This window comes from Streptococcus thermophilus, assembly GCF_010120595.1.
GTDB lineage: Bacteria > Bacillota > Bacilli > Lactobacillales > Streptococcaceae > Streptococcus > Streptococcus thermophilus.
The window spans coordinates 110,195-137,184 of record NZ_CP038020.1; the positions used below are offsets into that span (position 1 = coordinate 110,195).

29 protein-coding genes and 1 pseudogene are annotated in these 26,990 nt (G+C 40.4%); 5 read left to right on the forward strand and 25 right to left on the reverse strand.

The genetic code is table 11. The features are described from left to right. Position 1 precedes the first annotated feature (1 nt). The 17 genes from E3C75_RS00520 to E3C75_RS00600 all read right to left on the reverse strand — a co-directional run bounded on the left by E3C75_RS00520 (position 2) and on the right by E3C75_RS00600 (position 14,554). The gene (locus E3C75_RS00520; protein WP_111679712.1) at positions 2-337 is read right to left on the reverse strand and encodes a hypothetical protein; all 336 of its coding nucleotides are present in this window, start codon (positions 335-337) and stop codon (positions 2-4) included. Positions 338-397: 60 nt separating this feature from the next. Then, the gene (locus tag E3C75_RS00525) at positions 398-2,239 is read right to left on the reverse strand and encodes a VirD4-like conjugal transfer protein, CD1115 family (protein ID WP_111679713.1); all 1,842 of its coding nucleotides are present in this window, start codon (positions 2,237-2,239) and stop codon (positions 398-400) included. Beyond that, positions 2,240-2,779: a DUF3801 domain-containing protein gene (locus tag E3C75_RS00530; protein WP_111679714.1), complete on the reverse strand. Its 540-nt coding sequence runs from the start codon at positions 2,777-2,779 to the stop codon at positions 2,240-2,242. 60 nt (positions 2,780-2,839) lie between these two features. Further along, positions 2,840-3,697: an LPXTG cell wall anchor domain-containing protein gene (locus E3C75_RS00535; protein WP_111679715.1), complete on the reverse strand. Its 858-nt coding sequence runs from the start codon at positions 3,695-3,697 to the stop codon at positions 2,840-2,842. A gap of 68 nt (positions 3,698-3,765) precedes the next feature. After that, entirely contained in the window at positions 3,766-4,716 is a 951-nt protein-coding gene (locus E3C75_RS00540) for a hypothetical protein (protein ID WP_111679716.1), read from the reverse strand. Then, entirely contained in the window at positions 4,700-4,960 is a 261-nt protein-coding gene (locus E3C75_RS00545) for a hypothetical protein (protein ID WP_111679717.1), read from the reverse strand. Before E3C75_RS00545 ends, E3C75_RS00540 begins: the two co-directional genes overlap by 17 nt. Positions 4,961-4,985: 25 nt before the next feature. Further along, the gene (locus E3C75_RS00550; RefSeq protein WP_111679718.1) at positions 4,986-5,663 is read right to left on the reverse strand and encodes a hypothetical protein; all 678 of its coding nucleotides are present in this window, start codon (positions 5,661-5,663) and stop codon (positions 4,986-4,988) included. A gap of 20 nt (positions 5,664-5,683) precedes the next feature. Beyond that, positions 5,684-8,266 carry a phage tail tip lysozyme gene (locus E3C75_RS00555; protein ID WP_111679719.1) on the reverse strand — a complete coding sequence of 861 codons (2,583 nt, stop codon included), beginning with the start codon at positions 8,264-8,266 and terminating at the stop codon, positions 5,684-5,686. An 11-nt stretch (positions 8,267-8,277) separates the two neighbouring features. After that, a complete protein-coding gene (locus tag E3C75_RS00560) occupies positions 8,278-10,644 on the reverse strand; it encodes a VirB4-like conjugal transfer ATPase, CD1110 family (protein WP_162173393.1) in 2,367 nt (788 codons plus the stop codon). Continuing rightward, positions 10,598-10,954, reverse strand: a complete 357-nt coding sequence (locus tag E3C75_RS11230) for a PrgI family protein (RefSeq protein ID WP_172451566.1) — start codon at positions 10,952-10,954, stop codon at positions 10,598-10,600. Before E3C75_RS11230 ends, E3C75_RS00560 begins: the two co-directional genes overlap by 47 nt. A gap of 69 nt (positions 10,955-11,023) precedes the next feature. After that, complete coding sequence (locus E3C75_RS00570) at positions 11,024-11,437, reverse strand: lactose transporter (protein WP_111679722.1); 414 nt, start codon at positions 11,435-11,437, stop codon at positions 11,024-11,026. A gap of 44 nt (positions 11,438-11,481) precedes the next feature. Next, on the reverse strand, positions 11,482-12,213 hold the full coding sequence (locus E3C75_RS00575; protein WP_111679723.1) for a type IV secretion system protein: 732 nt from the start codon (positions 12,211-12,213) through the stop codon (positions 11,482-11,484). Positions 12,214-12,234: 21 nt separating this feature from the next. Then, the gene (locus E3C75_RS00580; protein ID WP_053866474.1) at positions 12,235-12,459 is read right to left on the reverse strand and encodes a hypothetical protein; all 225 of its coding nucleotides are present in this window, start codon (positions 12,457-12,459) and stop codon (positions 12,235-12,237) included. Between the two features lie 5 nt (positions 12,460-12,464). Then, a complete protein-coding gene (locus tag E3C75_RS00585) occupies positions 12,465-12,779 on the reverse strand; it encodes a YdbC family protein (RefSeq protein WP_111679724.1) in 315 nt (104 codons plus the stop codon). Further along, positions 12,776-13,114 carry a hypothetical protein gene (locus tag E3C75_RS00590; RefSeq protein ID WP_111679725.1) on the reverse strand — a complete coding sequence of 113 codons (339 nt, stop codon included), beginning with the start codon at positions 13,112-13,114 and terminating at the stop codon, positions 12,776-12,778. The genes E3C75_RS00585 and E3C75_RS00590 overlap by 4 nt, the downstream gene beginning before the upstream one ends. Positions 13,115-13,471: 357 nt before the next feature. After that, the gene (locus E3C75_RS00595) at positions 13,472-14,362 is read right to left on the reverse strand and encodes a replication initiator protein A (RefSeq protein ID WP_111679726.1); all 891 of its coding nucleotides are present in this window, start codon (positions 14,360-14,362) and stop codon (positions 13,472-13,474) included. Next, on the reverse strand, positions 14,363-14,554 hold the full coding sequence (locus tag E3C75_RS00600) for a hypothetical protein (RefSeq protein ID WP_111679727.1): 192 nt from the start codon (positions 14,552-14,554) through the stop codon (positions 14,363-14,365). A 188-nt stretch (positions 14,555-14,742) separates the two neighbouring features. Here E3C75_RS00600 and rnhC point away from each other — a divergent pair, with 188 nt between their 5' ends. The 3 genes from rnhC (at position 14,743) to recD2 (ending at position 18,841) form a co-directional block, all read left to right on the forward strand. Then, entirely contained in the window at positions 14,743-15,633 is an 891-nt protein-coding gene (gene rnhC / locus E3C75_RS00605; protein WP_011681634.1) for a ribonuclease HIII, read from the forward strand. 18 nt (positions 15,634-15,651) lie between these two features. After that, the gene (gene lepB / locus E3C75_RS00610) at positions 15,652-16,275 is read left to right on the forward strand and encodes a signal peptidase I (protein WP_133264053.1); all 624 of its coding nucleotides are present in this window, start codon (positions 15,652-15,654) and stop codon (positions 16,273-16,275) included. A gap of 61 nt (positions 16,276-16,336) precedes the next feature. Next, on the forward strand, positions 16,337-18,841 hold the full coding sequence (recD2, locus tag E3C75_RS00615; RefSeq protein WP_111679728.1) for an SF1B family DNA helicase RecD2: 2,505 nt from the start codon (positions 16,337-16,339) through the stop codon (positions 18,839-18,841). 55 nt (positions 18,842-18,896) lie between these two features. Here the strand turns inward: recD2 and E3C75_RS00620 are convergent, their stop codons facing one another. The 5 genes from E3C75_RS00620 to tsaB are packed head-to-tail and all read right to left on the reverse strand — an operon-like array spanning position 18,897 to position 22,068. Further along, positions 18,897-19,223: an AzlD domain-containing protein gene (locus E3C75_RS00620; protein ID WP_011226559.1), complete on the reverse strand. Its 327-nt coding sequence runs from the start codon at positions 19,221-19,223 to the stop codon at positions 18,897-18,899. After that, a complete protein-coding gene (locus E3C75_RS00625; protein WP_014621962.1) occupies positions 19,210-19,902 on the reverse strand; it encodes an AzlC family ABC transporter permease in 693 nt (230 codons plus the stop codon). The genes E3C75_RS00620 and E3C75_RS00625 overlap by 14 nt, the downstream gene beginning before the upstream one ends. A 51-nt stretch (positions 19,903-19,953) precedes the next feature. Continuing rightward, entirely contained in the window at positions 19,954-20,967 is a 1,014-nt protein-coding gene (gene tsaD, locus E3C75_RS00630; RefSeq protein WP_002951922.1) for a tRNA (adenosine(37)-N6)-threonylcarbamoyltransferase complex transferase subunit TsaD, read from the reverse strand. Next, a complete protein-coding gene (rimI, locus tag E3C75_RS00635) occupies positions 20,967-21,380 on the reverse strand; it encodes a ribosomal protein S18-alanine N-acetyltransferase (protein WP_014621963.1) in 414 nt (137 codons plus the stop codon). Before rimI ends, tsaD begins: the two co-directional genes overlap by 1 nt. Position 21,381: 1 nt before the next feature. Further along, entirely contained in the window at positions 21,382-22,068 is a 687-nt protein-coding gene (gene tsaB / locus E3C75_RS00640; RefSeq protein ID WP_084829107.1) for a tRNA (adenosine(37)-N6)-threonylcarbamoyltransferase complex dimerization subunit type 1 TsaB, read from the reverse strand. A gap of 262 nt (positions 22,069-22,330) precedes the next feature. On the opposite strand from tsaB, the gene E3C75_RS00645 reads away from it, so the two are divergent. Both E3C75_RS00645 and rnjA read left to right on the forward strand, forming a co-directional pair. Beyond that, positions 22,331-22,561, forward strand: coding sequence for a DNA-dependent RNA polymerase subunit epsilon (locus E3C75_RS00645; protein ID WP_002947111.1), 231 nt, complete (start codon positions 22,331-22,333; stop codon positions 22,559-22,561). A 4-nt stretch (positions 22,562-22,565) separates the two neighbouring features. Further along, a complete protein-coding gene (rnjA, locus tag E3C75_RS00650; RefSeq protein ID WP_084829108.1) occupies positions 22,566-24,248 on the forward strand; it encodes a ribonuclease J1 in 1,683 nt (560 codons plus the stop codon). A 143-nt stretch (positions 24,249-24,391) separates the two neighbouring features. Here the strand turns inward: rnjA and E3C75_RS00655 are convergent. From E3C75_RS00655 to E3C75_RS00665, 3 genes and pseudogenes are all read right to left on the reverse strand, one after another. After that, a pseudogene (locus tag E3C75_RS00655) lies at positions 24,392-24,963 on the reverse strand (CHAP domain-containing protein). 109 nt (positions 24,964-25,072) lie between these two features. Continuing rightward, on the reverse strand, positions 25,073-26,416 hold the full coding sequence (gene glnA / locus E3C75_RS00660) for a type I glutamate--ammonia ligase (RefSeq protein ID WP_084829110.1): 1,344 nt from the start codon (positions 26,414-26,416) through the stop codon (positions 25,073-25,075). Between the two features lie 48 nt (positions 26,417-26,464). Then, entirely contained in the window at positions 26,465-26,839 is a 375-nt protein-coding gene (locus tag E3C75_RS00665) for a MerR family transcriptional regulator (RefSeq protein WP_011681642.1), read from the reverse strand. Positions 26,840-26,990: the final 151 nt, after the last annotated feature.

Below are 26,990 nucleotides of genomic sequence, written 5' to 3' on the forward strand. Positions count from 1 at the left end.
TTCACATCACCTCTATTTCCTCCTGAAGAAGTCTGTCTATGTTGTCCTTCAGATGACTCAGGTCTTCTTTTGAAGCCCCAACCGATTCTACCTCCAGGCTTCCTTCATAGTGTCTAGGGTAGCTGAAGAGTTGCGGAGCAACTGCCTGAAATTCTTCAAGCTCTAAAGTCTTTATCAGCGTACTGATAAAGCCATTTAAAACCTCGCCCTTATTACTTTTTTCAGTTACCTGGTGTCCCAGGGCAAATTGTTTGAGTGCTTCAGCCATAGTCTCCATTTCAACGGCTGAAAAGAGGGTTTCAAAGTATCCTATTCCTCTTGTTTCTTGTCTTGTCATTGTATTTCCTCCAAAAATAACAAAACCTGCTAGGTTTTCCTAAAAGGTTTTCTCATTTGCTTAAGAAGCTAGACTAAAAGGCAAGTCAGCTTCTAAGACTTGTTTTTCTGTGGTGTTAATCACCCTATCATGGTTCACGTTAGCATCCCAATCATCCATATCTGACATGGTGCGAATGTAACGATACCAATTACCATCACTTGGGCTATTTGCCAGTTCTTTTGCCCGTGGATGCTGAAGAACGTTGGTCTTCTTATCCCTGAAGACATTTTGTTTTGAGATGAAGATAAGTGCTTCATCAACTCCTATACGGGCAACCTCATCAGGTGTCAAGAGGTCACGTTGGATGGTTTGAATAGACTGACTGCTTGAGCCTTGCGCCCCCCTGGTTTGGGACTGATTCTTGACATTGATAGTCTGTTTACCACTCCGCATGGAGAAGTAATTCATTGTTTCCTTGTCATTTGTTCCCAGGTAAACCAGGGTAGCGCAGTTATTGAAGATAGTTTCCCACTGGTCTTTATAAAGTGTTTTCAGTTGGCTGATAGCCTGAATGATAATATCAATAGAAATTTCACGTGAACGAACTGAAGAGAGCGTTTCTGTAAAATTTGGAAATCGTCCAAAGTTGGCAAACTCATCTAAGATAAGTCTAATATGGAGTAGGTCTTCAGGTTCACAAGTGGGGTGATTTCCCTGAAGAATTTCATCGGCGGTCATTGGTAGTTGCCTAAACATCATGGCAAACATGGTAGTTGCAATAAAGTTGAAAGATTTGTCTGTTTCAGGGATTGCAATAAAGACCGCTGTTTTCTCCGTCTGCCATTTTTCCATTTCCATTGAGTCACGGGCAGTCAGTTTCCTTACTGCTTCATGGTCAAAAGATGAAAAAACTGTTGAAGAGATAAATCTAACTGAACTAGCTGTCTTTCCTTCAGCATTTTTAATAAATAGTTCCCATTGTCTGTTTGCATAATTACCTGGTAATTCCTCCTCTAACTCTTCAAACATTCTTTCAACTGGACTTGGAATATCCTCGTCTTCACGTTGGATATTTCGAAGCAAATCTGAAACCTGACCGATATTTGGCTCATATTTTCCTAAAACTTTACCATCAAAATAGAGATAGCCTATCAAAGCACGCATCAAAAGAATTTCAGCCTTGTTCCAAAAGTCTTCTCCTATGTTGTCTGAAACTTTTGTCCCTTCCTTAATAGCAGAAGCAACCCTATCAATATCTAATTCATCGTGCATATAGTGAAAGACATTAAACTGATTAGAATTAGTCAGGTTTACCAGGTCAAAGACCTTGATTTTATAGCCGTTAGCTTCAAGCATCTTACCTGTTTCTCGGACAAGAAGTCCTTTAGGGTCTGTGATGACAAATGAACTGTTCATCTGCATCAGGTTGGGCTTTACAAAGGTAAAGGTTTTACCATCACCAGGCAGACCAACTGTCAAAGTATTTTTGTTGAGTTGACGGTTAAAAGGAAGTCGCTTATTAAATAACCCCATCCGTGCATTTTGGCTGAAAATCATATCATTTTCAGAGTCTTTATCTCTGAAGGAAGCTATCTCCTTACTCGTTGCGTAACGTGCCGACCCGTATTCCTCGCCGTAGCGGTAACGCCCTTTGTCGTTGACTCGAAAGTAAAACATCAGGACGATAAAGAAAGCAATCCCCCCACCATATAGGCTAGATTGAGTGACCGAAAAATCAATCAAAGACTTGCTTGACCAGTTAGCTGTCATCCAGTCTAAACGGGCTTCATCAAAAAAGATGACCCCTTCTGTCGCAGGGGCTAGGTCATAAAGTTTAACCAACCAATGCACCACATAGAAGAGAAGCAACCCCACAATAAAGTAAGGGAGAAATTTACGTTTTTTCTGTTCTGTAATCATCTATAACCCCTTTTCATCTTTAGCAATCGCCTTTTTAGGCGTTGGAACTTTAACCTGGTTTTTAGTTTTAATATCAGCCTTGACCTGCTTCTTGTAATAAGTGAGTTTTTCCTTCACGGTCATATTTTTAGGACTTTTAACCAGGTTATAGGATAGCTTCTCAGCCTTGTCAGGATTCGTTAAATCATTGATGATACCCTTGAAACTTGCTTCAAGCGCCTTCACATTTTTGGCATCGATAGCAATGGTGTTTGTCCCATTTCCATTGTCCTTGATGGAAAAACCCACGTCATAACCTTTCAGGTATTGTTCCAGGCGTTCTGTGTTGACTTCATGATTCATAAAGGTTTCAAAATGCTTGGTTTCCTTAGTTGCCATGAACTGATTCCAGTTAGTCTTGTCTGAGAAAACCTTGTTTTCACTGTGGCTTTTGATTGTTTGATAGCCATTTTCCATAGCATAATAGAGAGCCTTCAGCATCAATTCTCCTGTGAGTTTGTAAACCTCACCAACCTTCATTCCAACTCGTTCTTGGTCCATTTTTACCTCCTTTTTCTAAAAAGAAAAGCGGTGAGGATGTTGACCTACCGCTGTCATATCTTAGTTGCTTTTAAGTGTTCTTTTCTTGAAGAAATACGCCATCAGTCCTGCAAGAATACTTGTCCCTGCAAGAGTCATCAACGCTTCTTCTTTCTCGCCCGTGTGTGGCAAGGTCTTCATTTCACCTGTTTGGTCTGTGATGCTGATGGTCTTATCAGCATTAACTGTCCCTCCCACTGCTTCAGGGGCAAGAGTGCTTGTTGAACCATCTGAATAAGCGACAATCACTTGACTATCTTGAGTTGTTACAATCTGATAGCCTGTGTTTGTATAAACTGGTGCTGATGGGGCTACATTTGAGACCACTTGACCTGTGACAGTTGAAGTTGTACCAACTTGACTAGCTCCTGCATCTACTGCTGTTTGAGCTGAAATATTAGGATTGTTAGTTGGAACAGTGACATCAGGAGTCAGAGTCGTTGACCCACCATCAATTGTTGGAACGGTCACCGTGTTTTTTTCCGCAGGCTCATTTGTGTTTGGTTCAGTTGTCGTGTCAGCATCTTGGGTAGGTGCTTCAGTTGAAGATGGCTCACTAGCTGAATTGTCTTCAGTCGAAGGAAGAGAGGTCTCTTCAGTTGATGGCGGTGTGACTTCAGTTGAAGGTGTTGTTTCCGCAGGCTCATTTGTGTTTGGTTCAGGTGTGCTTGGTGTTTCAGTTGGGGTTTCAGGAACAGTTGGAACAACGGTATCATCTGAAGGCGCTGAAGAGGTATCCGTTGGCACTTCAGGCGTGGTCACAACCGCAGGCACATCAGACGTTACAGGGGCGTTTTCATCTGCAAATGCAGTCAGAGGGCTTGCTGAAGCAAGCACCGCTACTGATGATAAAGTGATAAGTTTTGTCCATTTTTTCATGTTGATACTCCTGTTTATAATTATGTTTATATTTATAATGATATTTATAGCTATTTAAATCACTATGTTTATTCAGCAAAACTTGAAAAATTTGGCTGACCAACCAGGACATAGCCATACTTGGATTTTTTATCTTCCTTGAAGGGAAGCGTAAGACGAACGGTCTTAATGTTGCTGTCATCATCTCCCTTGGTTGTCACGATAAAAGTTACTTTGATAGTATCTTTTGATGATGACAGCGTTTCATAGATGGATGATTGAACCTGAGTCGCTTTTTTAGCTTCTACACCTTCAGCCTTCAAGTCCTTACTCAAGAAGTCTGACAGATTGTCTGAGTTTCCTGAGTAATAGTTGGCAATGAAGAACCTCCCAACCACTTCAACTTTTCCCTGGTCAGCTTCAACCGACAAACGATTTTCAAAGCTTTGAAGTTTTTGATTTTGGGACTGTATCAGGCTAAAAGCAAAGACCGACATTCCCAAAGCTCCCAGAGATAGCAACTTCCAAATCAGCCCATTTGTGAGGATGTTTCCTCCTGGAGCTTTTTGAGTTTTTGGTTTTTTTGGTGCTACTGCTTGTTTTGGTTTTGAAACCTTTTGAGCCTTCTTTTCTTTTTTAGGTTTTTCAGTGGGCTTGACCAGGTCTTTTTTAGAAGCAGGTGCTTCTTCCTTCTCAATCTGAGGTGCTGAGATTGGCTCTACAAGCTCATCTTCAGTTTTTTGTGTGACCTCTTCTGCGGAAACGCTCGCCTGTGGCTTACGCTGAAGCAAAGAGAAGCCTTTTTTCTCACGCTTCAATCCGAAGTTGGAAAGGGCTTCTTCTACAATTTCCTGAAGGGGAAGGGTAAGAGTCATATTGTCCAGGAGTGAGCCATCTTCAGCAACTTGTTCAAGCTGAAGAGTGAAAGACTCATGCCTATCTTCAGCCCAAACGGATTTTTCGTTGATAATTGATAACAGTTCATCTCGGTTAGGACAAGTTTCTTGCTGACGGGTTTGAATATTAGTAATCCGAAACATGACCGTCACCACCATTCTCAGCAACTGTCTCAGTCTTGGAAAAGAGTTCCAGGTCTTCAATAGACTTGCCTGATTCTGCCATCAAAGCGACAATATAATCAGCCTTAGCTGTTTTAAGCTGTTTGTTTAGCTCTCTTTCCTTGTTAGCTAACTGTGTTTTTTGGTCTTTGATTTTTTCAAGTTCAGCATCAAATTTATTGATTTTTGCTTTAAGTGTTTCTGTTTGTGATTTTCTAGTAACCATTCTTTTTCTCCTTTTCGGTAGCTAGTTAAGAAGCAACTTCTTCAGAGCTTGCTTCCACTTTGTCTTGTGATTCTTTTGATTCTTCTTTGTCTTCTAAAGACTCTTCTGTTTTTTCATCTTCTTCAGACAAAATAGTATTATCCAAGATGCCATAATCACCTGATTGGTCTGTGAGAATGATTGACTCAATCTTATTGACCTTGAGTGTGCCATTATCATTAACGTAGGTCAGACGAAGCGTGAGCTTATTCATGACATCTTTTTGAGCGGTGTCATAGTTCTTCTTTTCATCAAGCAAAGTATTGACATAGTTTACCTGAGTGATGACGGATAAGCTGTTCTGATTGATGAAGATTTCTGAAGACTTATATTCAAAATCAACCACAAAGCCTTTGTAAGTCTGACTGACTGGTTCATCTTCTTTAGCAACCTCTTGATTATAAAGCGCATCAGTCATATATTCCTTATAACGCTTGCGGTTTTCACCCAGGTCTTTCTTGGTGAAATAGTTCAACAGAAATTCTTCGACCTTGTCTTGTGTGAGAACTTCTTCTTTTGGGCTTTGTTTGGTTTCAGATGCCCCCGTCTTTGTTGTTTTACCTGATGAGGTTTGACCAATCCCTACTCCGACAAAGACTGCAATCACAACTAAAAAAACGTAACCAATTATTTTCAAATACCTGATTTTTGTTTCATCTAACATATTTTTCCTATCTTTCTACTTTATTTTGGTGGAATAGCAAAAGTAAAATACGTTTGGTTAGTCCATACAGCCCAATGAATTTTATTTTGAATCCCACTCACATTACATTCTGAGATAAGGAATGTTCCATCCTCATTAACATATTCCACGTAGGCTACATGTCCATATTGTGGAAGCGTATATCCAAATCCTCCTGCTACTGATACAACAGAACCTGCAACTGGTTTGTCACTGAATATCCATCCTCTAGCGACTAGTCCTCTCACCCAATCTTGACCATTTCCAAGCCAATTATAGTGCGGTGAACCTGCTTCCACAAGACGATTATAGACATACCAGGTACATTGACCGATTGGATAAGTATTGCCATCAAGCAAAGCGGACACGGTTGCTGAAGAAGGATAGCTTTTAAGTTTTGAAGCATACTCTTGAGGGAATCCCCAGGAGCTTTGTAGGGTTGAGCTTCCGCCTTTGGTACTGCCACCCGTTGGATTTTTAAGGTAGGCAAGCACTTGTTGAGCGTTGTTCTGACGTTGAACTAACTTATCCCCTGAATTTCCTTCCCAATAGACCAGGAAGGTTGTTGTCAATGAATTGACATCCTCATTAGAATGTAGCACGTCATTCAGGATTTTAATGTAATAAGGGCTATCCCCGTGAAGCATGAAATCAAGCTGAAGCTCTAAATCGTACCACTTTTTACCTTTTGACTTAGCATAGTTCAGAAGGGCTGTGTGACGGGTTGAACCGTCTGCCGTATCTGTCCATTGACCAAGTCCTAGTCCTCTATGAACGATATTAGGATACTTACCGCCATAGACTTCCATGCTTAACCAATTAGGGTCATCCCAAGAAGTTGCTGAAGCACCAACAGGGGGGCTGAGATAGTCTCCTTCAGCCCGTTTGGCTGTGATGGAGGATTCTGTCCAAAAGTTCCCTAACATAGCTGAAACGCCGTTTTTGGTTACTTTAGGGTCTTGTTTCTTCAGATAGTTATAGATATTATTGATTTTCTCGGCAATATCGCCCTCAATATTCATATCTGAAATGACTGACGTTGTTTGATTGTACTCCACTTTAGGAAGGTAAAAGCCAACGTTGACCCAAGCCCATTCCTTCTTTTTCTTGTCCTTGAGTTTCTTATAATAGACCTCTTGACCTGATGACTCGCTGACCTCACCAATCTCATCACCTGCTTTGACCAAATCACCATTTTTCACTCGAAGGCGTGCCACCTTTTTATAAGTGAACTCTGCAGAACTGGTCTTAATGGTAACATCTGTCCCCTCGATTGTGACCTTGCCACTCATGACGGCATAAAGTTTGTCTCCCTGGTTCGCTTGTAAAATCGAACCGTTATACATTTTGTTTTTTGAAACGTAGCCAAAGCGCTTGTCAATTCGGATAGGGTCTAGCTTCTCATCATCAGCCTCATTAGTAAAAGGGTTGTCCAGGTCATTATAGGTTACATAGTAGCCAACTTCTTTTGCCTGTTCCAAGATTTCATCATAGTCCTTTATCTCATCTTTGCTAAGTTTGAGATATTTATTGTTGGTTGTCGTGTAAATATCAGCCATAGTCTTCAGATTGTCTTTGTCACCGTTCAGGTCTTTCCAAAGGTCAGACAAAAGTTCCTTATAAGAATGTTTGAACTGATACCACTTCTTATCCTTGGAATCATAATTGCTATTAAGGGTAAAGTCTTCATGCTTATATCCCATGAACATCATAATTTCGTCAATGTTTGTCCAATAGTCCACCTTGTCATTCGACTTCTCACGGTCAATCTTGGAAAGGTATGTCCAGGTTTCCGTCAAGTCAAATTCATTCTGTGAAACCGTTGAGCTTCCGCCACCTGTGACGACTCCTAGAAGGGCGATAATCAGGAAGCCTAAAAACATAATCAGATAAGCTTTAGCAGATAGCGGATTCTTGAGAACGGTCAAGATAGGTTTGCTGACAGTGCTTGCAACCTTCTTAGTGGTTCTAGCGGTCTTGCCTGCTTTTGATATTCTTAATCTGGCACGCAACCGCTGATACTTGTTTTTAAATTTGGTTTCCCATCGATTAGAAACGGGAGTCCTGGTAAACCCACGACCACGGGCAAGATTATAGGTGTGGTTTCCCGCCCCATAAACGCCCCTAGTCGCTCCTTTACCTATCTTGACAGTGTAACTGCCAATCTTCTTAGCTTGCCTGATTTCAGCGTGTGTGCGCCTGATATTTTGACGTGCTGAAGTAATATCTTCAAGAACGTCATTATCTTCAAAAGCAGAATCAACAAAGTGAGAAGCCTGGTAATGCGCAACCCTTCCGACCTTCTGAACGCCAGTCCCACCGTTACGTTGGATGGCTTGGCGCTTTTTGGTCTTAGTCGTTTTCTTCTTTTCTTTCAGGGTAGCTAATTCTTTGCTAGCAACCTGCCGTCTTGCCTTTTGTTTCTGCCCCAAGTACCGCTTTTCAGCATCCGTCTTGGGTTTTAGAAGCCTAAACTCCCTCTTTTCAGCCTGCTTATAGCCGTTTTTCGTTGTCTTGAGGTCAGACTTGGCTTCCTTGTAGTCACGCTTGGCATCTCGGAGGTCTTGTCTTGTTTTTCTTGACAACGTTACACCTCCTAAACATCTGTGGTCACAAGTTCATAAAGTCTTGTGTGATTAGGGATAGGATTTTCAAAAGGAACAACAATCTGACCTGCAACAATCAAGCCCGTTCCCTTTGCTTTTGGTTTTTCAATGTACCTGATAAGAGTTGGGGTCAACGTAATAGCTTTTGATAGTGCTAAAAGGTCAGATTTCTTATGTTTCAAGAGTATCATGAACTCACTATTTGAAACGAGCTTACGTCCTTCTTCCTTGTTCATCAAGGTTTCAATGTTCTGAGTGATGGCTGTAGCAATCGCTCCATATTTACGAACCCGTGAATACAATTCAGTAAAGAAGATAGCTTGTGCTTCTTCTTTAAAGAAAAGCTGAACTTCATCAAAGTAGATGCGAGTTGTCAATTTTCCTTGAGAAGCAACAACCTGATTCCAAATATAGTCTTGAATAACCATCATAGCAAATGGTTTAAGTTTACCTGACAGACGTTTTAAGTTAAAGACTACGAAAAGGTCAGTAATATCAACATTTGTCTCATGTGCAAAGATATTTTGCGACCCTTTAGCATAGATTTCTGATTTAAGCGCTAGCTCCTGGGCTTCAGGTTCAGGCTGTTCTTCCAAAATATCATGCCAATCTTTAAGGGTTGGGGTCTTATCACTACCTGCAAAGTGCTTGTAGGTCTCACGGGTGACACGGTCAATGATGGTATATTGAACGTCCCCAACTTCATCAAGGATAGACTCAAACAGACCCATGAGCAAGTTTGACTTGTCACCGATAGGGTCATCATCCCCATCCTTCAGTTGACTGACATCAGGCAAATCCATCAGGTTCAAGTGAGATTTTGAACCAATGTAAATATCAACCAACTGCGCTCCAAATTCTCGCCCAATATCTGAATACTCATCTTCAGGGTCAACAATAATGATACGGTCTTCAGGATTCTTCAGATAGGTTGGGATAATTTCCATAGTCTTCACGGTAACAGATTTCCCTGAACCTGAAGAACCAAGAACCACTCCCGAACCAGTATTGAGGTCAGCCTTACGGTCAACTGTGATAACGTTGTTGGACAGTTGATTTTGACCATAATAGAGCGCCCGTTCACTTTCTGACTTGAGGTCAACATTGGTAAACGGCACTTGAGTTGCAAGGTTAGCTGTGGTCATATCACGGACAAAACGGCGTTTCACATTTAGGAATATATGACCAATTGGAAGGATAGTGTTCAGTCCTTCTTCCTGGTAATAGTAACAATCCTGGAAGTCAACCCCAACCTTACGAGAAGCCGTCTGAACCTTATCAGTAATGCTTGAGAGTTCTTCTTCACTATCTGCCTTGAAATATACAGCAATCAGTCCTGAGAAGGCTTTTTGGTCATTGTCGTCAATTTCTTCTTTCCAACGTCTTGTAGATTCTGAAATTTCACGTGCTCGACCGCTGACCGCCAATTCTTGATCGACACCTTCTTGAGCACCTGAACGCTGTGCTTTGACCATTTCAGCCTTTATGGTTGTGTCAGCGTTGTTAATCTTCTTCAGGAAGCCTGAAGGTTCATAGGGTTCAGCTTGAACCGTAATAGCCAACTCAACCCCAATATCCGTCAAGTTTTTAATCATGCGGTCTGTCAGGAAGGTTGGATAGTTCCTTGCATACATGACTTTAGCAACCCCTTCATTGATTCGGAAACGATTTTCCAAAAAATGAATCCTGTTAGGTGCAATAAAGTCCTTGGTGTGCAATTCTGACAAGGCAACATCCTTAAAAGTATAAGGGAGTTTACGCTTACCAATAAGCAACTCCGCAAACACGTCCAGACGTTCTTTCCCATCCATTTCCTCAAAAGAAATATCCATCTGAGAATACTGATTTTCAAGCGAGTTTCCAAGTTCGCTTAAGTTTGCATCTGCTTGACCTCTGTTATAGGCTTCTGTCTTCAGCGTGACATACTTTTCAACCTGGAAATTTTTTGAGTCACTAGAGAAGCGAGATTCAATCATTTCATTGTATTCCCTGCGGAAATTATCGAAGCCGTCCCCGACCTCTTCAAATTTGATTTGGTCAACGGCATTGTCTTCAATTCTGCGATTGATGACCAAAATCTGATAAGTAGTCCCTGCATCTAATGAATTGAGTACTTCAGCGTGTGTATCAATCACGTCAATTTTTTCTTCCTGGTTAGCTGAGATATAAGCAACATCTCCCAGGCGATAAGTCCGAGACCATTCATTTTTGGCAATGTGCATCACCCCATTTTCAAAAAGACTGTTATATTTAATTGTGTTTTGTGTCGAAGCCTTTAAAGAACGTTTCAGGCGTGCCTTACGTTCCTTTTCAGCTTTCGTCAAATTCTTTGACTTTTTTCCAAGATTTAAAATCATCTTTTGTAAACTCATCTCCTTCCTCAAATTCTGTTAGAAAGGCTCTTTTCTGAACCTTGAGATTAAACATGACCTTGTCCTTAACAACTTCATCAAAGCCTAACCCATAGATAATGAAGGGTGGGGCAATGATAAGTGTTACAAGATACGTAAAAATATCTGAGAGTTCCATCAAGGAAATTGTAATTGTTAAAGAAACAACTATTGCTATTCCTAAAAACAAAACCAGTAAGCGTTTAGTTAACCCAAAGGCTACTGGTCTTTCGTAGTTGTCAAACTCTTTCAGGAACTCACTTCCTAATTTATTCATACAACCTCTTTCTAGCTAAAATAAAAACACATTGCCGTGCAAAGTGTTTGTTCAACATATTCAGTTTTTCTAGTCTCTGATTCGTCCAATGGTTGCCATGATTGCAAAAATCAAGGAAATAACTAAAAGTATTGGTATTGAGGTATTATTAAAGACTAAATTTGTATCAACTTCATAGTTCAAAATCATATTATAATAAATGATACCTGCAAGCATCCAAAAAATAGAAAGTCCAATAAACGAAAATATCCAATTCCATAAGACTCCTAAAATGAAAAAGGGAGTTGCTATCAGAAAACCAAAAATCATTATAATTCCTGAAAAAAGAATCCCAAAGAACGAGCCAATTCTAGACAAAATTGAGCGCTTAACTCGTTTAGGTGCTATTGATTCAATCGGGGTAAGTTGAGTCGTCACTTCTCGAACAGAAGTAACTTTGACGTGGTTGCCTTCCCGTTTAAAGTGGTATTTAGTTTCTGACATATTCTCACCTCCTATCATTCTATTGTACCAAATTATACTTAATTTTACATGGCATTTAATAACGTCTTAGCTAAACGTTGACTACCAAATAAAGCGACGATATAGACAATGCTTTTTGCGATAGATGCAAATGCTGTTGCCCAATCACCTGAAGAAGCCTTAAATAAATCATCCGTTACCAAAGCGGGATATAGTTTCACAATAATAACAAGCAGAAGCCCTTGAAAGGCGTAAGCTGTAAAATGTTTCAAGAAATTGATAGCAACTGGTTTTGTCTGCTCTGACATAAAGAAAGCGACAATTAGCGGTGACACTGCTTTTAAAAGATACATTTGAAAAAATCTCATAAAAACTAAAAGTTTAGCACAAACATCCGCAATGAGTTCAGTAAAATTACCGACAAGATTGACAATTTGTTTAGCTATCCACCCGTTGACACCTGAAGTATCCATATTTGATTTAAAGGATTTATTTGGTAAAACAGCATTAACTAGAGCAATTCCCCTGTTAAAGACAAATACGATAAAATCAAAGATTTCTGAAATATTGTAAACCAGGATAAAGGCGATTATATAACCCAAGGCTACTTCCATCCAAAGTTGGGCTGTCAAGCCCCCTCCTTCTTGTCCTAACCTTCTATTCCATGACAGAATATCAAAGAGAAAGAAGGTCAGAATCAAGACGGATGCAACTGGTAATAATGCATTATTGATTTTATCTGAATACTGATTAACTGTTGAACTATATTCAGCTAGAGAATTTGTGATATTATCCATTCACTCTAGCTCCTTTCAGCCTTAGCTAATTGTACCAAGCAAAGCGATAATTGCTTGACAAACTGAAGTACCGATAAGACCAATAGCACCACCATTGACCATACCGTTTGAGCCTTTTTCTTGGCGCATTGAGTCATTATTGTTACGACCACCGAAGAAGTCAAGAGCTCCTGAAAGAACCCATACAAGACCTGTTACACCTACGACTATTTGAACTACACGAAATACATAAATTGCTGTTGCCATAAGAATTACTCCTTTTTCTTTTCTTCTAAGTTTTGTATTGCATTTGCGAGGACTTTCATTTCATCCTCAAAAAGTGTGACACCTTTGCCTACTCGTGAATAGTCATCTTTCCATGACCTAATATCATATTTTGGCTCGGCATCATTCCATGAAACTTTATTTAATTCTTTATGCCATCCTGTTTCACTGGCTGATAACGTGGCAATATGTTCTACAACCTCGAAACGGATAGGTTCATCATTATCTTTTGTTGGATAACGGCTTGACTGATTTTTGTCTTGTTGGTCTTTCCAACATTTTTCTGCTTGCCAATCCGTCATTTACCGCCTCCTGTTTTATCTTTTCTAGTGCGGTGATAGCCTGTACCAGTTAATCTAAGAACGCTAGTCAGTCCAAACCGACATCTTCTCGCAACTAAAATTCCATTTCTTTCAATCGTACGAATTGCTGAGAAAACGTCTTTATATTCAACTTTCAACTCAACGGTCATAGAATTTCCAGCTACATAACCTTTTCTTGAGACCGTGCCATACTTTGGTTTCAATACCATGATTTCACCTGTATCAAGATAGGCTGAAGCACCACCTTCACGACCTAACTGTTTTAAATCTCTTATACAAACGTCATTGTTTGCTAGTTCTTTAAATTTATTCATTCTTTTCTCCTTCTCGAATAAATTTAGGTTGATTTACACCCATGCTGTATAACCTCCTTGGTTATATCCGTATTTCATACGCACCGTTTAAGGTCAAAACGGCAAACCTGCGATAATGCAATGTGTGACTGAGACTAGATTACTAGCTTTACACTCCACCCCCAATTTTGTATCTCATAGTCACGCTGTATCAGGGCAGAGGGGATATTCAGTTGTCGATGAACTCAAGTAGTTTAATGACTTGCTCAGGTCAAAGTATCTATTTCTTTCTGTTCTTGAATTTTCTGATAAGGAAATCTGGTAAGAACAACCAAATCAGAACTCCTGCGATAATGAGAGGTAATGCAATCAATTCCATCAGCTCACCCCTTTAGCTTGTTGTTTTCTAACTGCTTGGTTCCATTCTGACATGATGCCATTAAAGACATATTCAGCAACCATTTCTGATGAACGGGCAAATTTCATATTTTCTAAAGCATACTGATAGCGGTTATCAAAATGAATCATAGCGTAATCTGCAACTGAAGGTGATAAGTTTTCTTTGAGGAGTTGGTCATGAACCAAATCCCAAATATAGTCTTTATCATACTTGGTCACTTTATCAACTTTCCTAGAAAGTGAATCTTGATTTTTTTCTTCAGGATTTTGAGTTGATTTCTCTTCCTCATCCTCAGAATAATTTACTTTAATATCACTCTCTTTAGTCTCACTCTTTTTAATATAAGTTGAGTCGGAATTCACGACTTCTGGAAGTCGATTTTTACGACTTCTGGAAGTCGATTTTTGCGACTTCTGGAAGTCGGATTTTGCGACTTCCATTGATTTTACTGGATTTACCAGGTCTTTAGCTTCTTCAAATTCCATATTTAGGATTTGAATATCCGTAATAACATTCTTCACATAAATACGGTTAGCCTTATTTAAACCTTGTCTGACTTCATCAATCAAGCCGTATTTGATAAGTTCTTTTTTTAGCTTCATAACTTTATCACGACCACAACCCAAGTCTTCAGCTAGGTCTTCGATGGCGTAATAAATGAAAATATCACCTAAGTCATCCACAAATCTTAAATCACCTTTACGGGTGCTATCCAGTGAAGCACTTAAACGGTCACGACAGAGCATAAACATCAATTTAGCTTCAGCCTTTAGTTTACGATAATATCTAGTACCAATAATCACTTTTGGTAGTTGATAAAAATTATCACTATTCAAAGCTTGCTCTAAAGAAATTCTTCCGTAAGCCATCTATCTCACCTCACCAACTTTAAGCATCATGCCACCCTGTTTAGGAAATTTAATCATGTTAAATTCTTCAAGCTCATTTATAGATGCTACAACCCTTTCACGTGACCAACCCGTTTCATTCATTAGTGACGTAATCACCAGATTTCTTGATTGACGTTGTTTAGCACGTAATTTTTTTGATTTTTGATTCATGGATATTTCCTCCGAGGACATTTGAGTAAAACAAAAGAGAACGCTTTTCACGTTCTCTTAATGTTATTTATTCAATTCTCCCAATTCGGGACACATACCTTTGTTCTTCTCCAGAAAAATCATTTTTCAAGGATTCCTAACCTGTAAAATATCTACCAATTTTCCTTTTTTGTGCTAAAATAGATTCCATGGGCACAATCGTATTAAAAATGACAGCAGAGCAGATTTCAGTACTCCAGAAGGATCTAGCAAGCTATGCAACTGCGACTAAAAATCCATACGCTTTTTTTTCAGCCAAGGTCGATGGAACAAGTGTCATCGCCTATACTTCAGGCAAGGTGACCTTCCAGGGTGCTAAACCAGAAATCCTAGCTAGCCGTTTTGGTTACCAAGCTGAGCCTAAGCAGTCACCTGATGGGCAAAATCTAGCCCTAATTGGATCAGACGAAGTCGGAAACGGCTCCTATTTTGGTGGTTTGGCTGTTGTAGCTAGCCTAGTTACTCCCGCTGACCATGCTTTTTTGAAATCTCTAGGAGTCGACGATTCTAAAAATCTAAATGATAGCAAGATTCGTCAGATTGCACCTCTCTTGGAGGAGAAAATTCCCCACAAAGCACTCCTACTTTCTCCTAGAAAGTACAATGAGGTAGTTGGAGACGGTAAAGCTCACAATGCTGTATCCGTCAAAGTAGCCCTCCACAATCAGGCTATTTTCCTACTATTACAATCTGGTGCTAAACCAGATAAGATTGTCATTGATGCTTTTATCAGTGAGAAGAATTATCAAAAATACCTCAAGAACGAACGCAATCACTTTGAATTCCCCATCACTCTAGAAGAAAAGGCTGAAGGTAAATACTTGGCCGTCGCGGTGAGCTCTATCATTGCTCGCAACCTCTTCCTGGAAAATCTGGATAAACTCAGCCAAGAGGTGGGTTACACCCTTCCTTCAGGTGCTGGTGCCAAGTCAGACCAGGTCGCTGCTAAACTCCTTCAAGCTTATGGAGACCAGGCTCTCCAGACTACTGCTAAATATCATTTTGCCAATACTAAAAAAGCCTACCAACGCTTAAAATAAACCTGAAAGGCCTTAACTATGCAAAACAAATGGACCCGATATTTCCTCACTTTTCTTCATGAATGGGGACTCTTCATTCTCTTTATCAGTTTCCTCCTCTTGACCCGTCTCTTCCTCTGGCTCCCTGTTCAGGTTGAAGGACACTCAATGGATCCCACCCTAGCAGATGGACAACGTGTGATCGTTTTAAAACACACGTCCATTGAGCGTTTTGACATTGTCGTTGCCAAGGAAGTTGAAAATGGTAAGACTAAACAAATCGTAAAACGTATCATCGGTATGCCAGGTGATACCATTACCTATCAAAACGATAAACTTACTATCAATGGTAAAGAAGTTAAGGAAGAATACCTCAAAGAATTCCACGCTGCCTTTGCTAAGGATAAACTCCAAAAAGAGTACGCCTACAGCGACTACTTCCAACAACTGGCTAAGGAATCAAAGGCCTTCACTGTCAATGCTGACAAAAACACTACTTTTTCTGTCACTGTTCCTGAAGGCAAATATTTCTTACTCGGAGATAACCGTATCGTTTCAAAAGATAGCCGCGAAGTTGGTTACTTTGACAAGAGTGCTCTTGTCGGGGAAGTCAAATTCCGCTTCTGGCCACTTGATAAAATTGGCACAGTTGAGGACAACTAAGAACACTAAATAAGATAAGGTTGGGGAGACCCAGCCTTATTATGTATCTAGGAAAAAACACATGCAAGAATTTTATTTTTCAGGAACTATCGAGCGCATCATTTTTGAAAATGCCAGTAATTTTTTTCGTATCCTACTCTTAGAAATTGATGAAACTGACAGTGATTTTGAAGACTATGAAATCATTGTTACTGGAACTATGGGGGATGTCATGGAGGGGGAAGACTATACCTTCTGGGGTCAGCTAACCAATCACCCCAAATATGGCAAACAACTCCAAATGACTCGCTACGAGCGTTCAAAACCCTCTGCCAGTGGCCTTATCAAATATTTCTCCAGTGATAATTTCAAAGGAATCGGTAAGAAAACGGCCGAGCGTATTGTCGAGATTTATGGCGAAGACCCTATTGACAAGATTCTCGAAGACCCTAGTAAATTAGAGCAGATTCCTAATCTGTCCAAGGTAAACCGAGAAGCCTTCCTTGCAAAATTAAAAATCAACTATGGTACTGAACAAATCTTGTCCAAACTTTCCAGCTATGGACTCACACCAAAGGCTGCCTCACAAATTTTCAACCAATATAAGGAAGAATCACTTAACCTTATCGAAAAATATCCTTATCTCTTGGTAGAGGAAGTCCAGGGAATTGGATTTAAAATGGCCGATCAACTAGCCGAACGCCTAGGGATTGCTAGCGATGCTCCTGAGCGTTTACGAGCCGCCCTAATTCACTGTCTGCTAGAAGCTAGTATGGAAGAAGGGGACGCCTACATCGAAGCCAAGTCCTTGCTTGAACGGACTATCATTCTTTTGGAAAGTTCTCGCCAGATTGAACTTGACCCTGCCTTGGTTGCTCACCAATTAACCAACCTCATCCAAGAGGATAAGGTGCAAAATATAGAGACTAAAATTTTTGATAATACCCTATATTTTGCAGAACAGGGCATCTATACCCACCTAACTCGTATCACGAAAGACCAGCCTGACATCAGTGCTGAGGACAAAATCCAAGCAAGTCTTGAAAGGGTGGAAGATGAGCTTGGTATCACCTATGATAAGGTTCAAAAAGATGCCATTATTAAAGCCCTACAAAGCAAGGTCTTCATCCTGACAGGTGGTCCCGGAACAGGGAAAACCACTGTTATTAACGGAATTATTAAAACCTATGCTGACCTTCATGGTTTAGACCTCAAAAAGTCTGATTTACCCATTATTTTAGCAGCGCCAACGGGACGGGCTGCTCGTCGGATGAACGAACTGACCAAGCTCCCTAGTGCCACTATCCATAGACATTTGGGGCTTAATGGCGAGGACGATTTCAAGACCTTAGATGACTATCTCGATTGCGATTTGATTATCATCGATGAGTTCTCTATGGTTGATACTTGGTTGGCCAATCAACTCTTCGAAAGCATTTCCGATACTACTCAAGTAATCATTGTAGGTGACCAAGATCAGCTACCTTCTGTAGGCCCTGGCCAAGTCTTAGCTGACCTTTTGCAGATTGATGACTTGCCTAAGGTTTCCCTAACCAAAATTTTCAGACAATCTGAGGATTCCACTATTGTTACCTTAGCTAGCCAGATGCGCCAAGGCCAACTACCCACTGATTTCACAGAGAAAAAAGCTGACCGATCATACTTTGAGGCTAATGCTAACCATATTCCACAGATGGTCCCTAAAATTGTCTCTGCCGCTATTAAAAGTGGGATCGCTGCTCAGGATGTACAGATTCTGGCCCCCATGTACCGGGGACAGGCTGGTATCAACAATCTCAATACCATTATGCAGGATCTACTTAATCCCAAAGAAAAAGCCAATCAATTTGCCTTTAATGATATTTTCTTCCGTAAGAATGACAAGATTCTCCACCTGGTCAACGATACAGAACTCAATGTCTTCAATGGCGATATCGGAATCATTACTGATCTCATACCTGGTAAATATACTGAAAGTAAGCAAGACGAAATTTACATGTCCTTCGATGGCAATGAGGTTATCTATCCTCGTAACGAATGGAATAAGATTACTCTGGCCTATGCCATGTCTATACACAAATCCCAAGGGAGTGAATTCCCAGTCGTTATCCTTCCCATCACACGCCAAAGTGGGCGTATGCTGCAACGTAACCTCATCTACACCGCTATCACACGCGCCAAGAGTAAACTGGTCATGTTGGGGGAAATCGCAGCCTTCGATTATGCCGTTCACAACGAGGGGGCCAAACGTAATACCTACCTCATCCAACGTTTTGAACAAACTTATACACAAGCTGTTGATAAGTCTGTCGAAAAAAATGTTAAAAACGAGGGAACAGACGCCTTCAATCAAACAAAAACGGAAAACAATAGACCCTCAGAAACCATTGAAAACAAAGACTTCTCGGAAAATATCAATCCATCCCAAACTCTTATTAACACTTATTCACATCCTGTGGATAAGTCTGTTAACAAACCTGTGCAAACAGAAGAAAACTATCGTTTAACTGAAGAAAATTGGGCAACTATCGACCCAATGATAGGTCTCAGCGAAGACGATATTGCAGCCTTTTTTAACAACAACTAGGAAAAAAAGACTTGGAGTCGCTCTGAATGAGCCACTTTTCAAGTCTTTTCATTTACTAAAATACTAAACGAATCAGGGCCATAGACACTATACCGACTGTTACTGCATAGAGCAGATTTTTACTCTTAAATGCTACAATTACCGTTGGCACCGAAGCCAGGATTTCCATCCACTTAAGCTGTGGCAAGTGACCGATTTTCTCAGTCATAAGGCTTGAGAGAATCAGTGCAAAGAGAATAGAAACTGGTAGGTAGTGCAAAAATTGAACAACAATATCTGGTAATCCCTTATATTTCACTAAGATAAAAGGGAGGACACGAGGAACCCAGCTGACCACAAACCCTAGTAAAATAGCGATAAGAATGAAGCTATTGACGGCCATCACACATCACCCCCACACTACATCCAATCAAAGTAGCCACTAGAACAGCCAAAGATTCTGACAAAATGATGCTAAAGCTCAGATATGCCACAGCAATAGATAACAGAATCAGAAACAGTTTACGCACTCCTTCACATAGCAAGGCATCAAACTGACTACTTAACAAACCAATAAACATAGCAATCAAGGCAAAATCCAAACCAAAAAGCTCAGGATTTGGAATCATTGAGCCAATTAAACAACCAACAACTGACGACACAATCCAAACCAAATAACTGAAAATATTATTACCATGCATCCAGTTAGAGGGAATATCTTTATGATGTACATATTCTCCTAATAAGACACCATAACTTTCATCCGTAATCAAACTACCAATTCCCAGCTGATTCCAGAGACTTGTTTTGGTAAAAATCGTTGTTGCATGTAAACTCATCAACATGTTACGCAAATTAACTAAGAAAACAGTCAAGGTTAACTCACCAAGGCCAGCTCCTGCAACGACTAAAGCACACATAGCAAACTGAGCCGAGCCACCATAGACCAATGCACACATGAGAGCAACCTCAAGAGCCGATAGACCAGAAGCTGCCGCTACGACACCAAATGCTAGACCAATAGCCACATATCCTAGAGCTGTCGGTACTGCGGCTTTCATACCCGAACGAAAGTCAGACATACTCAATTCCTTTCTAAATGAACCTCTTACCAGACGAGTAAGAGGTTCTTCTTATTCTTCAAATCCTGCAAAGGCTAGACTTGGCTTAGCATTTAAATCCAAGTCAGCAAAATGTTTTTTATCACATTCAATAGCTGCTGCTAAAGCAATCATACCAGCATTATCACCACAAAGACGCAAAGGCGGAATAACCACATCTACATCTGTGATTTCTTCAGCTAGGCGTTCACGTAAGCCCTGATTAGCTGCGACGCCCCCAGCAACAACAAGTGTCTTGACAGGGTAACGCTCTAAGGCTTTCTTGGTCTTAGCTAGGAGAATATCCAAAACAGCAGCTTGGAAGGAAGCACAAAGGTCTTCTGTGACTAAAACTTCCCCTTTCTGCTCAGCATTATGGTGCAAATTGATGAAGGCTGACTTCAAGCCTGAAAATGAAAACTCCAAGTGGTCTTCCTTAATCATGGCACGTGGGAAATCATAAACATCTTTCCCCTTATGAGCCAATTCATCAATCTCTCGTCCTGCTGGGTAGGTCAAGCCCATCACACGTCCCACCTTATCATAGGCTTCACCAACCGCATCGTCACGTGTCTCACCAACAATCTTGTAATTCCCTGGTTCTGACACATAAACCAACTCTGTGTGGCCTCCAGATACCAAAAGCGCTAGGAGGGGGTACTCCAACTCTTGAACCTCACGCGCCGCCATCAGATGCCCTGCCATATGATTGACCGGAATCAAAGGCAAACCGTGCGCCCATGCAAAAGCCTTAGCTGCTGCCATCCCAACCAAGAGGGCTCCAACCAATCCTGGACCATAGGTTACAGCTACAGCATCCAATTGTTCAGCAACAATTCCCGCCTCAGATAGAGCATCCTTAATACAAAGAGTCACTACTTCCACATGGTGACGGCTAGCCACCTCAGGAACAACGCCACCAAATCGTTTATGGCTTTCTACCTGACTAGCAATAATATTACTTAAGAGTTCTTTCTCATTTTTTAAAACAGCAACTGAAGTCTCGTCACACGAGCTCTCCACCGCCAAAATATATCTATCTGCCATTAGATTTCCTCTCGCCTCATGATAACTGCATCCTCCTGAGGCTCATGATAATAATTTTTCCGAATTCCTAGACTTTCAAATCCAAATTTTCTGTATAGCGCCTGAGCGACTTGATTTGACGCTCTAACTTCAAGAAAGATGGGTTCACTACGCTCCTCTAAATACTTCATCAACTGACTGGCATACCCACGTCCCTGATAAGCTTTTAGAACCGCAATATTGGTAACTTCAATCTCACCAACTAAATTTTGAAGAGCTAAAAAACCAACAACTTCTTCTTGATTATAAACATAGAAATATTCAGTAGTGTCCAAAGCCAAGTCTGCTACCACCTGCTCAAGTGTCCATGGAGATTTGTCATAAACATCCGACAAAATCTGGTAAATGAGCTGAGCCTGTTCCTGACTACTCAATCTAGACGCGCTTGATGTAGTTGTCACGATTAGTCTCCTCATGTGTCTTAAGCCAGTTTTCCTCCGCCTCAACTCGCTTCAAGTAATGAGGGACAAAGGCATCCACATTAACAGGAGGCAAGGATAAGCCTAAACGACCAATTAACAGGGCTGACGGAAGACTTGGCAAGATAGTTGCCTCTGGAAGGCTTTCCTTAATCTGATCCACAAAATTAGCCACTTCACCTACAAAAGTTACCTTTTCAAAAGTTTTAGCTTGCTCAAGAACATCTGTAAAGGCAGCATGACGATCCGGGACGATAGCTTGGCCATTTTCATAAAATCCGACGTAAACATTATTACGACGGGCATCCATGATAGGAATTACAACACCATCAGCTGAGTGATCCATCAAGGCCTGCAAACTTGAAACTCCCACTAAATCAATGTCAAGGGCATATGCTAAAGTCTTAGCTGTTGCGACAGCCACACGAAGTCCTGTGTAGGAGCCGGGTCCTTGAGCAACAACAACACGGTCTAAATCAGCTGGTTGCCAGCTCACCTGAGCAACCAAAAAATCAATAGTGGGCATTAGACTAATACTATGATTCTTTTTCACTGTCACTGTTGCCTCTGCCACTAAATTCTCATCTTCCAACAAGGCTACTGATAAAGCAGTGCTGGAAGTATCAAATGCTAATATTTTCATCTTTTTTCCTTGTTTCTTTTTATGCTTCTCTATTATAACACAAGTAGTTGTTTCCCAAAAATGAACATTTCCCAACTTTTTCCGCCATTTTCTTTATCTACCCCTCATCTTATGGTACAATAATAGTAATCGTTATACGAATCAAGGCTACTACCTATTACTCATAAAAGTGAATATCAAAACGTCAAGTAAATCAGAGAAAAGTTTGACTTGACCGGTTTTTTTATAGAATGGTAGAGCCTTTTGGAATGAAAGGAAAATCATGATTTATAAAGTTTTTTACCAAGAAACTAAAGAGCGTAGCCCACGCCGTGAACAGACAAAATCACTCTATCTAGATATCGATGCAGAAACTGAACTTGAGGGACGTATCCAAGCTCGTCAAATCATCGAAAAAAACACTGCCTACAACATCGAATTCATTGAGCTCCTCTCAGAAAAAGCCCTTGAATACGAAAAAGAAACAGGCGTTTTTGAAGTAACGGAGTTCTAAGACCATGGCATCAAAAATCAATCTAAAACCTGAAGAAGTTGGGGTTTATGCGATTGGTGGTTTGGGAGAAATCGGTAAAAATACCTATGGTATTGAATACCAGGATGAAATCATCATCGTCGATGCGGGTATTAAATTCCCTGAAGATGATCTTCTCGGTATCGATTATGTCATCCCGGACTATTCTTACATCGTTGAAAACGTTGACCGTGTTAAGGCTCTTGTCGTTACTCACGGTCACGAAGACCATATTGGTGGTATCCCCTTCCTTCTTAAACAGGCAAATATCCCAATCTATGCAGGACCACTTGCTCTTGCTCTTATCAAAGGAAAATTGGAAGAACACGGACTACTACGTGATGCACAACTCTATGAAATTAACGCTAATACAGAGCTTACTTTCAAAAATATGAGCGTAACCTTCTTCCGCACAACTCACTCAATTCCAGAACCTCTCGGAATTGTCATCCATACACCACAAGGTAAAATTGTTTGTACCGGTGACTTTAAGTTCGACTTCACTCCAGTAGGTGAGCCAGCAGACCTTCATCGTATGGCTGCACTCGGTGAAGAAGGCGTTCTTTGCCTCCTCTCAGACTCAACCAATGCTGAAGTCCCAACTTTCACTAATTCCGAGAAGGTCGTTGGACAATCCATCATGAAAATAATTGAAGGCATTCACGGACGTATTATCTTCGCCTCATTTGCCTCTAATATTTTCCGTCTTCAACAAGCTGCTGAGGCTGCTGTAAAAACCGGTCGTAAGATTGTTGTCTTTGGACGTTCTATGGAGAAAGCCATTGTTAATGGTGTTGAACTAGGCTATATCAAAGTTCCAAAAGGAACTATTATTGATCCTAGTGAAATGAAAAACTATCATGCCAGTGAGATTCTTATCATGTGTACCGGTTCTCAAGGGGAGCCTATGGCGGCCCTTGCACGTATTGCCAATGGTATGCACCGACAAGTAACACTACAACCTGGTGACACCGTTATCTTCTCATCTAGCCCTATCCCAGGAAATACAACCAGCGTTAACCGTTTGATTAATACCATTCAAGAAGCGGGTGTAGATGTTATTCACGGTAAAATCAACAATATCCATACCTCTGGTCACGGTGGTCAACAAGAGCAAAAACTAATGCTTCGCTTGATCAAACCAAAATTCTTCATGCCTGTTCATGGTGAATACCGCATGCAAAAGGTCCACGCAGATCTCGCTGTTGATTGTGGTGTTCCGAAAGAGAATGTCTTTATCATGGAAAATGGTGATGTCTTAGCCCTAACAAAAGATTCTGCTCGCCGTGCAGGTCATTTCAATGCTCAAGACATCTATGTCGATGGTAATGGTATCGGTGATATTGGGGCGGCCGTTCTTCGTGACCGTCGTGATATCTCTGGAGATGGTGTCGTCCTTGCTGTCGCAACTGTTGATTTCAAGTCTAAGATGATTCTAGCTGGTCCAGATATTCTCAGTCGTGGATTTATCTATATGCGTGAATCTGGTGATCTTATTCGTGATAGCCAACGCATTCTATTCAACGCTATTCGTATTGCTCTTAAAAATAAAGACGCCAGCATTCAATCCGTTAACGGAGCTATCGTCAATGCATTACGACCATTCCTATACGAAAAAACAGAACGTGAGCCAATTATCATTCCCATGATTCTCACACCTGATAACTAAAAAATGGTAGCCTGACAGCTACCATTTTTAGTATGCTACAAATCTTCAGTAAGTAAAAAGTTCTATAAACGCTGCTTCTCCTTTTATGCACCTGAATAAATGTAAGATACCACCTCTGGTGTTGTTGAATTTTATGGATTAAACTAACCACGATAGTTATCAATGTGTTGCAAATTGTTATAGTTCGACTCCAAGATTTGAATCTAACCAACTTGTGTAACAAAACCAACGTATCTAATATCCACCATCAGTCCAACATACAATCGAACGAGCAGCAGATATCGAACCAACAGCATAGCCTTGGCTAGCAGCGCTTCCTGCCCAATCGCCACCATTACACCACCAGTTACTTCCCCATAGAGTAATTTCTTTAACACCCCATGTACATTGACCAACTAGATAACGATTACACATGGAATCTATATCTGTATCAGTAACTGTTACCTCTGAATAAAAAATTTCAGATATATCTTCATCTGCTGTGGCAGTTCCTGAAACATCCGAAGTTCCACCAAGAACGAGTCTTGACCAGATAGTCATGCCATTTTCAGCAGCTAATTGATATGTAGCTACGCTATATTGGCTAGCAATTGAGAAGAACAAGTCTCCCATTTTGAACAGTATAATAATCAGCATCAGTTGTTTGAGCGACTGTAAGACCAAGCAATAATGTACTTGGGACTATTGCTAAGGCAGTATTTTTTGTTGTTTTCATATTCCCTCCTGATTAAGATTGATATGAAATTAGTTTAACATCTTAATATTTTAATGTAATTAAGAGAGAAAAAAGAAAACCAGGTAACCCTGATCTTCAAATTATTTTATTAATACAGATCTAAGTAGTTATCAATTTCCCATTGTGAAACGAAAGTAGCATAGCTTGCCCATTCCAAACGTTTCGCATCAAGGAAGTTTGTATAGATATGATTACCTAATGCTTGACGAACCACTTCATCCGTTTCCAATGCTTTAAGAGCATTACGTAGTGTTGAGGGCAAATCAATGATACCAGCCTCTTTACGTTCTTCTGGAGACATTGAGTAGATGTTTGTTTCAATTGGAGCTGGAGCTTCAATCTTATTAATGATACCATCAAGTCCGGCTTCCAAAAGAACGGCCATTGCCAAATATGGATTTGCCATTGGGTCAACTGAACGCAATTCCAAGCGTGTACCCATACCACGAGAAGCAGGAACGCGGATTAATGGTGAACGGTTGCTACCCGCCCATGCAATATATACAGGAGCTTCATAACCAGGAACCAAACGTTTGTAAGAGTTCACTGTTGGGTTAATAATTGCAGTATAGTTATATGCATGTTTCATCAAACCACCAAGGAAGTAGTATGCGTCTTGAGACAATTGCATACCATGTGGATCCTCTGGATCAAAGAAAGCATTTCCTTCTTCAGTGAAAAGAGACATGTTACAGTGCATACCACTACCGGCAATACCATATTTAGGTTTCGCCATAAATGTAGCGTATAGACCGTGTTTACGAGCGATTGTCTTAACAACCAATTTGAAAATTTGGATATTATCACAAGCTTTTAAAACATCAGTATATTTAAAATCGATTTCGTGTTGTCCAACCCCAACCTCATGGTGAGATGCTTCAACTTCAAATCCCATTTCTGTCAACACATTAACAATTTCACGACGTGTATTGTCGGCAAGGTCAGTTGGTGCAAGGTCAAAATAACCACCTTTATCGTTAACTTCAAGCGTAGGATTACCTTGTTCATCTAATTTTAAAAGGAAAAATTCTGGCTCTGGTCCAAGATTAAATGATTTATAACCAACTTCTTCCATATGACGCAATGCTTTTTTCAAGTTACCACGTGGGTCTCCTGCAAATGGTTCACCTGCCGAAGTATAGATATCACAAATAAGACCAGCGACTGACCCATTTTCATCGCCCCAAGGGAAGACTGTCCAAGTATCAAAATCTGGGTAAAGATACATATCAGATTCATTGATACGAACAAAACCTTCAATTGATGAACCATCAAACATAACTTTATTTGAAAGTACCTTATCCAACTGTTCATCTGTCGCAGGAATTTCAACATTCTTCATAATACCAAGGATATCAGAGAACATTAAACGCAAAAAAGTAACATTCTTCTCTTTGACTTCGCGACGAATATCAGCTGCTGTGATTGCCATAATAGGGGTCTCCTTTATAAAAACCAAAAATAAAAGTTCAAAGCGTAATTAAATACGCAAGTTACCAAATTGTTGCGATGGAGTCGTAAAACGACCTTGCTGAAGGAGTTCATCATGCAAGATACGTCGAACGTCCGCATCAGTTAAAGCTACTTGTTTTTGTTGTACACGAATTTTACGTTTCTCATACTCATGCTTAATTGCTGCAATATTGTAACCGTCATTCAAAAAATCTTTGATTTCCAATAAACGATCCATATCATTTAATGAGTACATACGACGATTCCCAGCTGTACGTTCAGGTTGAATCAACCCCTGATCTTCATAGTAACGAATTTGACGAGCAGTTAAATCCGTTAACTTCATAACTGTGCCAATCGGAAAAACAGCCAAAGAACGTCTTAGTTCTTTTTCTCTTGCCATGATAATTCTCCTTTCCTAACAATTATATTCTGAATGTTACTACATGTCAACAGATAATGTCACTTTTTCTTACACAATAAGAAAACCCCGAACATTGTATTGCTTAGTACCTTATATTCAAGGATTTTATTTTAAAAAACATAAAAAAGAG